6 protein-coding genes and 1 pseudogene are annotated in these 5922 nt (G+C 42.8%); 1 reads left to right on the top strand and 6 read right to left on the bottom strand.

Annotated features, from left to right (window positions below; genetic code table 11):
• Positions 1-80: 80 nt before the first annotated feature.
• Entirely contained in the window at positions 81-614 is a 534-nt protein-coding gene (locus AB4653_RS08135; protein WP_032555029.1) for a DUF6985 domain-containing protein, read from the bottom strand.
• 396 nt (positions 615-1010) lie between these two features.
• On the opposite strand from AB4653_RS08135, the gene AB4653_RS08130 reads away from it, so the two are divergent.
• Entirely contained in the window at positions 1011-2393 is a 1383-nt protein-coding gene (locus tag AB4653_RS08130; RefSeq protein WP_032555026.1) for an MATE family efflux transporter, read from the top strand.
• A 102-nt stretch (positions 2394-2495) separates the two neighbouring features.
• On the opposite strand, the gene AB4653_RS08125 is transcribed toward AB4653_RS08130, so the two are convergent.
• From AB4653_RS08125 to AB4653_RS08105, 5 genes and pseudogenes are all read right to left on the bottom strand, one after another.
• The gene (locus AB4653_RS08125) at positions 2496-3122 is read right to left on the bottom strand and encodes a LysE family translocator (RefSeq protein WP_032555025.1); all 627 of its coding nucleotides are present in this window, start codon (positions 3120-3122) and stop codon (positions 2496-2498) included.
• A 280-nt stretch (positions 3123-3402) separates the two neighbouring features.
• Positions 3403-4263 carry a delta-class carbonic anhydrase gene (locus AB4653_RS08120; RefSeq protein ID WP_102257632.1) on the bottom strand — a complete coding sequence of 287 codons (861 nt, stop codon included), beginning with the start codon at positions 4261-4263 and terminating at the stop codon, positions 3403-3405.
• 351 nt (positions 4264-4614) lie between these two features.
• Positions 4615-5058 (bottom strand): hypothetical protein, encoded by a 444-nt coding sequence (locus AB4653_RS08115; RefSeq protein WP_032555129.1) that lies wholly within the window; start codon positions 5056-5058, stop codon positions 4615-4617.
• 137 nt (positions 5059-5195) lie between these two features.
• Complete coding sequence (locus tag AB4653_RS08110) at positions 5196-5576, bottom strand: VOC family protein (protein WP_032555022.1); 381 nt, start codon at positions 5574-5576, stop codon at positions 5196-5198.
• Positions 5577-5697: 121 nt separating this feature from the next.
• Positions 5698-5922 (bottom strand): annotated as a pseudogene (locus AB4653_RS08105) (hypothetical protein); the annotation flags it as partial.

Below are 5922 nucleotides of genomic sequence, written 5' to 3'. Positions count from 1 at the left end.
GGTAAACTCAAAGAAACCTAGAATGCCGAATGTGGCAAATCGTGTTGATGCATTTGTTATATTCACTTTGCAACGAATTATCACTCGAAATCAAAGCCCACCGAGGAACTTCCAGTCTCTACTAAATCTAAACCTTTAAAATTAGCTCCTGCGCCATGCTCTTCCTCCCAATTACAACCGAATTCAATTCCGAAACGAGGAATATCCATAGTACTATCACCTTTGATATGAACCGCTACAATCCCACAAAGTTTTGAAAGATCTTTATGCGTTGAAATTTGAGGAACGATATCATCAGGTTTTTCATCAATCAGGCTATCGATTACTAAATCACGCATATACCAATATTGTTCAACAAAAGACTCAAGCGATTTATTCAGTACACCTAGCGCATTTTTTTCAATCCAACTCACTACATCAAAAAACTCTTCTGTTGATAAGTCTTTATCGCAACAAAAGTGGATTGTACCATCTGATTTTTCAGGACTTGAGATACTTCCATATGCACCGTTTCGTATTTGTAAACCAGCAAAGCCAGTGACTTTTTTCGATGTGTATTTAAAAAACTCATCAGTGGTAGTTTCTGGGAATTTACATTCCTTTACGTCAAACACTGTACCCTCCTTTGTGAATATAACAGTTCTTAGACAGAAAAATTCTGTATTTAATATAGAATTTTTCTATCTAGTTTCTTATGCCATCAATTGTACTAAATTTAGTTCATCCATAACAGTGACTTATGATGTGTACATTGAAATTCAACAAGCAAATATAGAAACTTTCTATCTAGCATGATTCACATTAAAATCATCAGGTTATGTACATAGAAACAGTATCTAACACCATGCAAATCTAGCGTTCTTCCAGAGCAAATTAGCCCCTATAAATCCAATGCTTGACCCTATACGGTAAGGTGTTTATATTGTCGCCCGCCCAACGGGGCACATCCTAAAATGCACACCGGCCATCCTGCCATCATTCGTGTATTTATATTGATGTTGTGAACTTCCATGCTAACGAAACTTCGTCCTTTTACTCGTGAATCGGGTGCGCTTATGCATCTTTCGGTTCCTATTATTTTGACTCAAATAGCGACCCAAGCGATGGGATTTGTCGATACGACAATGGCTGGCCAAGTAAGCCCTGCCGATCTCGCCGCTATTGCACTGGGTACTAGCCTTTGGATTCCTGTGTTGCTGCTACTTCGTGGCGTGATTATGGCGCTAACGCCTGTAGTCGCTTACCACCGCGGCGCACGTGACTTTCAAAGTATCTCTGTTGAGTTCTTCCAAATGGTTTGGTTGGCATTAATTGCTAGCGTCTTGCTCATCGCTTACTTAGTGAGTGCGAAACCGATCTTAGAGTGGATTGGGGTTGCCTCTGAGATCATTCCAATTGGTAGCGACTATGCGTTTGCCCTAGCCTTCGGTGTGCCGGGTATTGCCCTGTTTTACACCTTGAATGGCTTTTGTGAGGGTATGAACAACACCAAAGTACCGATGATCATTTCGGTGGTTGGTTTGTTGGTGAATATTCCGGTCAACTACGTGCTTATCTACGGCAAGTTTGGCTTCCCTGAAATGGGGGCTGTGGGCTGTGGCTGGGCGACTAGCTTAGTGTATTGGCTAATGTCGGGAATGCTGTATTCCTACATTAAAGGTCATCACCACTACAAAACCATCATCAACTTTTCAGATGCAAAGCCAAAAGCAAAAGAGATGCTTCACCTTCTAAGATTAGGTTTACCTATCGGCATGAACATCGCGGTGTGCGGCAGTATCTTTGCGGTTATCGCGTTGATGATTGGTCGTATTGGTGCAGAGAACGTGGCAGCCGCGCAAATTGCACTTAACATTTCGAGCCTGACTTACGTGATTCCGATGAGTATTTCGTTTGGTATTACGATTCGTGTTGGTCACGCTTTGGGTGAGAAAGACGAACTAGGCGCAATTGAGCGCAGTAAAGTCGGTATCTTAGTTGCAGCGTTAATTTCCTTGCTTTCGGTTGCGATGTTCCTGTTGTTCCCAGAGTGGATCATCAGGCTTTACACTACCGATCCTGCGATAAGCGCAACGGCAGCGGTATTGTTGACCTTTACTGCTATGTATCAATTCAGTGATGCTCTGCAAACCTCTGCTAACGGCGCATTACGTGGCTATAAAGATACTAAGATCCCGATGATGTTAGCCATCGCTTCATACTGGGGCTTAGCATTACCACTGGGCATGGTGCTCGGGCTAACAGACCACATTGTTCCAGCAATGGGTGAAGAAGGATTTTGGATTGGTATTCTTACGGGTTTAAGTATCTCTGCTACGCTGATGTTAGTTCGCTTGCGATTCGTGATTAAGAAGCGCGATTTACTGCCTTCAATTAACGCAGCAATTCGCTAATACTGCTTTAGTAAGCGAATACCGCACCGGAAAGTAAATACAAAAAAGCGCGTTACTGCCACTAGGCAGCAACGCGCTTTTTCTATTTAAATTGAGCTGTATTTATCTGTTTATCGCCAAATATGAGCCAGCAGCAATCATTATTCCACCAGCACTTTGATTTAATCTTCTATGCGCGCGTGGCGTTTTTAGCAAACCTGCCATTCTACCCGCGCCTACAGCGATAAGCATTAAACCGGACATTAGAGCAACAGATGCTAAACCAGAAACCAAGACAATATCTTGTGAGCGCAGAACTGTCAGATCAATGAAAGTCGGCAAGAACGAAATATAAAACAGAATCACTTTAGGGTTTGAAGCTGAAATCAAAAAGCCTTGCGCGAAACTCGCGAGTTCGGATTTCTGGCTCTGTTTGGCAGCGAGTTCAGCTGAGCCTTGCACTTCAGGTAAGCTCTTAAACATCTTATAGCCTAAGTAAATCAAATAAGCTGCACCAACGTAGCGAATCACCTCAAACGCAATCGACCAATTCTCGGCAATGGTCGCTAGGCCGAAGCAGGCGAGCGTAAGATAAATAAGGTCACTGCAAATCATACCTAACGAAAGCGTGATGCACTTGCGCCATCCATGAACCATACCACGAGCCAAAATCGCAAATACGCCAGGTCCCGGAGTAATACCAAATATAAACATGGCAATAAAGAATGTAACTGCGCCTTCTAGTGACATCTGCCGTCCCTCAAATATCATTCAACATTATAAGTTTTGAACGTATCACGGAGCTCCGATTCGGGTAAAGAACGTTTTTAACTAAAAACGATTCACACAACTCATGTTTTGAATAAGTGTCACACGTAATTTCCCCACTACGCCTAAGCCTAGCCTAGCCTTAACCCCAGACATAAACTTCAACTTAAACCAATCACCAAATTGTTTTTCGTTAAGACACAAAAAAGGCGAACCTAGAGGCCCGCCTTCGAAACAATGATCGAAAATCAACGTAACAAGATTAATTCAATATTGGTGACAACAACTCAGGGTTTACGACTATATTTCTCACACCGTGGGCGTGATCTTCGTTAAAGTCATTGCCTTCACACCAGCTACCTACTGTCGCGATATTTACTTTCGCGACTTGTGGACGAACGCTCCATGTTACTTGGAAGGGCGAACCTTGTTCATTATAACCAGGGCCTGTTGTAGAACCTGCGTATTGAATCGCTGAGCCAGTATCTTGTGGAATGTTGGTTGCTTGGTGCAAACCATCCACTTTAGAGTGTTTCGCCAATGCTTCGAAATCGAGTGCTTTGTCGTCATTCACTAATACGTAAACTTGGGTTTCTACACGCAGTTGCGGGTTGGTAATTGCATCGTTAAAACAAGCGCCCAGTGTTTCACCCGGTTCAACTTGTGCTGTCGAGTACACATAATGCACTTCGATGGTGTCACCTGAATGCAAAGAGCCATGAGCGCTCGGACAAACCTTGCCCTCAAATGGTTTCAGCTCAGCTGAACTCAACTTGCCTGTGTATTTAAATCCACTCTGGAATCCCTTACCATCACCGTTGCCAGCGTATTGAGTAAACTCACCGCCTTTATGCTCAGCGTTCTTATGGAAGTGAATATTACATAAGTTCATTGCTGTTGAATCAGGGGCATCCGAAAACAGTCTGGTATTTGTTCCTTCTAATGAACCCAAATCTCGTGGGGCTTGCGGGCCAAAACCTTGCCCTTGGGTGTTTTCAGAAAGCTTAGCTCTTTGTTCTGCGATAACACCATCTGAGACAGACTCATGGTTCACATCAGATGCATTTGCTTGAGCAGATAACATCACCATCGCGACGCTTAAAAACACACTCTTGTTGTTCATATTTCTTCCCTAGAATATTGATACCTAAACCGAACCTAACAGCAAACATCTTACTATGCTCACAAGTGAATATAAGGGTTGTCTTTGTAAGATTAGATTTCATTGCTTACTTTGGGATGAGTATTAGAACCCTAGATGTATAGAACAAGTCAAACACAGTAAATACGGCGACTCCCTTCCAGAACGAGTAATTTCCTACTTTGTTGACTGTCCCCTGACTGAGCGGCTTGATAAGCGATCAATGCATATAAAATGCAACGACGACAAGGTTTGTAAGATCAAAAAGACGAACCACTTGGCTCGCCTTCACGTCTCATTCTATCTATTAGGTTAGTGTTCTTGGTTAACGGTTTAACCATTACCAGTGGCAAATATCCCAAACGTCATGACGTTCAATGCGTCTGTCACGCCTTCTAGAGATTTAATCACTTTCTTAGTCGGCTCATTGTTAAGTAATAGGTAACTTCCAAGCCCTTTTTCATTATCGGTCTCGACTTGATCTTCGGTCGCTTGTTTAACGGTTACTTGAGATGTGCTTTCTTGCGTAGCATTAGCTTGAGGAGCTCCAACTGATTCAGCTTGCGTCTTGCCGCTTATATTTGAGTCTTTAACTAAATCCGCATTTATCTCATCAGTAGACTCAGCAATGACATTTAGATCCGTATCTTCTTCGACAGTGTTCGACAAAGTGTTTTCGTTGGTCAGTGTCTTCTCTTCGATTTGCTCATTACTCGTTGTGGAGCAAGCGGTTAAAAAAAACAGGCTAACGATGAATGTGAGTAAGTGTCTCACCATAATGATAAACATAACCTCAATAAAGCATTGTTCGATTGTATTTTGTTTGGCTGACGACATCCAGTGATAAGCGGAGTAAACACAAAAAGTCGCGTTCTTGAAGAGTAAACAAAAGCGTACAGGTTTAGTGCCTAAGACTAATAATTCGAGAGCTCAATCAGGTTGCCATCAGGATCACGAATATAAACAGAGACAATTTTCCCTATTGCACCTGTTCGTGGTACGGGCCCTTCTTCTATCGCGACTCCTTGCGATTTGATATGTTCGACAACTTGAGCCATTGGTGTATTGGTAACAAAGCAGAGGTCTGCACTACCGACCTGCACACGCCTTGCCTTCGGCTCGAACTCGCTACCGCTGAGGTGTAAATTGATCTTCTGCGTCCCAAATGACAACGCCAACCTGCCCTCGCCAAATTCGATAGGCTTCATTCCAAGTACCCGTTGGTAAAAATCGACCGTAACTTGTAAATCTTTCACGGTTAATACCAAATGATCTAAATGACTGATTTCCGTCATTACTTGCCTGTAATTGAGAGTGATAAGGGCTTATTGGCGGTGACTAGGCACAGTTAGGTGAACAATGTCATTCGACAACCCACATAACTCATAACAGAAATGTAGGTTGGAATTACTGAACTTAGCCTTCGCGCTTACTGAGCGTGTAGGAAACTACACTATCATCACCAATCTTGAACACCCAAACATTCTCGCCATCCACAAACTGAAATTGATTGGCTGATTCAGTCGGTTTTAACTTCCCAATAAATTCAGACAATGCTGGCTCGTTGATAACGAAGCTTCCTTCTGAAGTATTCGCATCCAAATCATTTTTCACTTCAATCTTCACGGTAGATTTAGGCAG

This window comes from Vibrio sp. 10N.222.48.A3 (assembly GCF_041475345.1).
GTDB lineage: Bacteria > Pseudomonadota > Gammaproteobacteria > Enterobacterales > Vibrionaceae > Vibrio > Vibrio tasmaniensis_A.
Note: the sequence above shows the minus strand (reverse complement) of the source record. Positions and strands in the feature narration are given on the sequence as shown.